This is a genomic window from Actinomycetota bacterium (genome assembly GCA_036280995.1).
GTDB lineage: Bacteria > Actinomycetota > CALGFH01 > CALGFH01 > CALGFH01 > CALGFH01.
In genome coordinates, this window is record DASUPQ010000821.1 from 1 (window position 1) to 3,050 (window position 3,050).

Below are 3,050 nucleotides of genomic sequence, written 5' to 3' on the forward strand. Positions count from 1 at the left end.
GGACCAGAAGTTCAGGTGATGGCCAAAGCGGCGCCCCAGCAGGTCCTCGGGGTCCAGGCCGTGCTCGAACATCGAGGGGGTGGCCCACTCGGAGGTGACCACGGTGTCGTGGTTGAGGTGCCACCAGACGTCGTAGGCGAAGAACTGGTCGCCGCGGTCGTGCTCCCAGGCCCCGACGACGTCGAAGGTCTCGTGGTCCAACAGCGCGACCCCGCCCGGGCCGTCGTTGCCATTGGCCCCGCCGATCGCCGACATGAAGATGCCGCCGGGCCCGCAGTGCAGGGTGTGGGGGCGGGAGTAGCCGGCCTTGCTGGCCAGCTCCTCGGCGGTGATCTCGCGCACGACCTGGGGGTTGCGGGGATCGGGCTTGGTGTCGAGCACATAGGTGCGGGAGGAGCGGAAGCCGGGCACCAGCAGGTAGCGGCGCTCCAGTGGGCCGTGGTCGCCGTGGCCCTGGTGGCACAGGGCGGACGAGCAGGCGTTCCAGCCGAAGTGGTGCAGCTCGTTACTGCCGGTGGGCAGCTCCGCCCAACCCACCACCCGGCCGAACTCCGGCGAGGCCGGGTCGACGTCGAGCACCGCCATGGCGTCTTTGGCCTGGCCGGCCGGGTCGTAGGCGGCCACGTAGGCCAGCCGCTCGGGCGGCGCCGCCATCGCCTCGGCCGGACTGCGGTAGAAGGTGGGGTCAGTGGTCTGGGGCATGATCCTCCTCAGAGACGGGTCCCGTCCGGCTACGTGGTCGATCGGCCGACGAACCACCGGCGCTGCCACAGGGACAGGGCTAGCCGCCGGATCAAGAGAGCACTGGACATGGCGGGCGCCCTGATGGACGGAGCGTCCCCCATGAGACCCAGTAGATCCCCCGGGGAAGGGTCGCTACGATTGGCGCGACCTCCTCGCCCGGCCAGGATGCTTGCCTGGAGTGCCATCCAAGTCAGGCTCCAAGCGCGTGAGGGGAGGTCCCCTCACGCGGATCCAGGCTCGAAAGGCAGCATCCACCACCAGGCAACGACCACGTCGAAGGGCAACGCAGCTGAGGGTCACTGCAGGACTGCGGGCAAGGTCGTCTGGCACCGTGACCCCCCGGCGACCAGACTTCCCGCCACACCTCAGCCGACGGCCGAGCGCGCGGGAACACGGCTATACCCAGCGAAGCCCGGCAAGGTCCATTCTGCTCAGGAGCTTGCTTGCATTGAGTCGACGGTAGGCTAGTGGGGCCGTTCAGGCCAGTCAATGTCGATCACGTTACAGTCGGTGAGCTGAGGATATGCTCTCGGCGTCCTCTGGAAGGAGCGGCGTGTGGCCACCTTCGAGAACACCGTGGTAATCACGAGGCCGATCGAGGAAGTCTTCGCCTTCCTCTCCGACCTTGAGAACGTCCCCAAGTGGAACTACGCGATCGTCGAGACCCGTAAGGTCTCCGAGGGGCCGGTCGGCCAGGGAACGGTCTATCGTCAGGTACGGTCGGTTCCGAATCGAAGCGAAGAGCGCCTCGAGGTCACAGCCCTCACTCCTCCTAGTCACCTGGAGATACAAGGCCAGCTCGGGCCGTTCCCATCCCGCCTCTCCTATTCCCTGGACGCCCTTCCAGAGGGCACCCGGGTCACGAACTCGGTGGAGTTGGAGCTCCGCGGTCCTGGCCGCGTGCTCGGGCGCGTCGCCGTGCCACGTGTCCGGGACGCCGTGGCCACCAACCTCGGAAAGCTCAAGGAGCTGCTGGATCGATAGGCTCTGGCGCGCGTTGGGACTAGCGAGCGCACGGGGCTGCCGTCGGCATCCCTGGTCCAGAGGAAGGGACGACAGCGCTGGATCCAACACGACCGCCAGCAGCTCGTCGCGCAACCGCCCACCCCAAGCTCTCCACGATGGGTTCTGTCATGGTGCGTCCGGCTCGACGTAGCTGAATCCCGCGCCAGTGAATCGGCACCAGTCGCGCGACCAGTGGCAGTTAGCTCCGGATGTTGGCGCTGGTGTCCGCGACCCCGACAACATCCAGCTGGAGTTCAGTACCTACGGCTTCGGGCCGGCCCCACGACGGCCCGGTTACGGGCGGCTTACGGGCCTGCGACGGTCCGGTTGGCGGCCGCCGGGGCGGTCAGCCGGGCCTCGTCATGGCCGGGACGGCCGGGAGGCCGGAGCCGCCGGGAACTGGAAGAAGCGGGTGATGACAGATGAGGCGGTCCCCACACGTGATGAGCGCGCTCAACGTCCTCGTTGGCATGTGGGTGTTCCTCAGCCCCTGGCTGCTTGGGTACAGCGAGTTCGGCCGGCCGTCCTGGAACGCGGCCGCCACCGGGCTGGCCATCGCCGCGATCGGCGCCGCCGTCCTCAGTGGGCGCAGCCGCGCCCTCGCCTGGGGCAACCTGTTGCTCGGGGCCTGGCTGACCCTCTCTCCAAGAGTCCTCGACTACACGTCGGTGCAGACGGCGGCGCGCAACGCCTGGTTCGCCGGTCTGATCGTGGTGGCGCTGGCGGCGATCACGGCGACCTCCGGCGGGGCCGATCGGCGGCCCCGGACCCGGCCGAGCCGGCGCTCACCTGCTCGGTGAGCGAGCCGGCAACGCTGGTACCCGCCCAGCGCACGCCGCCGCCGATCGGAGTCCGACCATGATGGAGTCCAGCTTCACCATCCTGCGGGTGCGCGGGATCCCCATCGGCGCCCACTGGTCGTGGCTGTTCGTCTTCGCCCTGGTGCTGTGGTCGTTGGCCACCGTGCTGTTCCCGGCCACCTACCCCGGCCTGGACGGCGGCACCTACCTGGCCATGGCCGCGGCGGCGGCGGTGCTGTTCTTCGCCTCGGTGCTGGCCACGAGCTCGGGCACGCCCTGTGGGCGGTGCGCGAGGGCGAGCGCATCGACGGCATCACCCTGTGGCTGTTCGGCGGGGTGGCCCGGCTGCGCGGCCAGCCCGAGTCGCCCGGGGCCGAGCTCCGCATCGCCGCCGCCGGTCCCGCGGTCACGGTGGTCCTGGTGGCGGCCTTCTGGGGTGGTCGCGCTTGGGGCCGGCCGGCTCGGCTGGCCGGACGGGGTCCGGGGTGTGTTCGACTACCT

At 69.6% G+C, this 3,050-nt stretch carries 4 protein-coding genes; 3 read left to right on the plus strand and 1 reads right to left on the minus strand.

Annotation, left to right across the window (positions count from 1 at the left end; translation table 11 throughout):
* Positions 1-702 (minus strand): selenium-binding protein SBP56-related protein (locus tag VF468_27330; protein HEX5881999.1); only part of this gene is annotated, 702 nt, incomplete at its 3' end.
* A 597-nt stretch (positions 703-1,299) separates the two neighbouring features.
* Between VF468_27330 and VF468_27335 the strand changes: the two genes are divergently transcribed.
* From VF468_27335 to VF468_27345, 3 genes are all read left to right on the plus strand, one after another.
* A complete protein-coding gene (locus tag VF468_27335; protein HEX5882000.1) occupies positions 1,300-1,728 on the plus strand; it encodes an SRPBCC family protein in 429 nt (142 codons plus the stop codon).
* Between the two features lie 443 nt (positions 1,729-2,171).
* Positions 2,172-2,549, plus strand: coding sequence for an SPW repeat protein (locus VF468_27340; GenBank protein ID HEX5882001.1), 378 nt, complete (start codon positions 2,172-2,174; stop codon positions 2,547-2,549).
* A gap of 58 nt (positions 2,550-2,607) precedes the next feature.
* Positions 2,608-3,050 (plus strand): hypothetical protein (locus tag VF468_27345; GenBank protein HEX5882002.1); only part of this gene is annotated, 443 nt, incomplete at its 3' end.

Bases quoted from the DNA above. Each gene is read 5' to 3' on its own strand.
- VF468_27340 (HEX5882001.1), top strand. From the start codon at position 2,172: ATGAGGCGGTCCCCACACGTGATGAGCGCGCTCAACGTCCTCGTTGGC.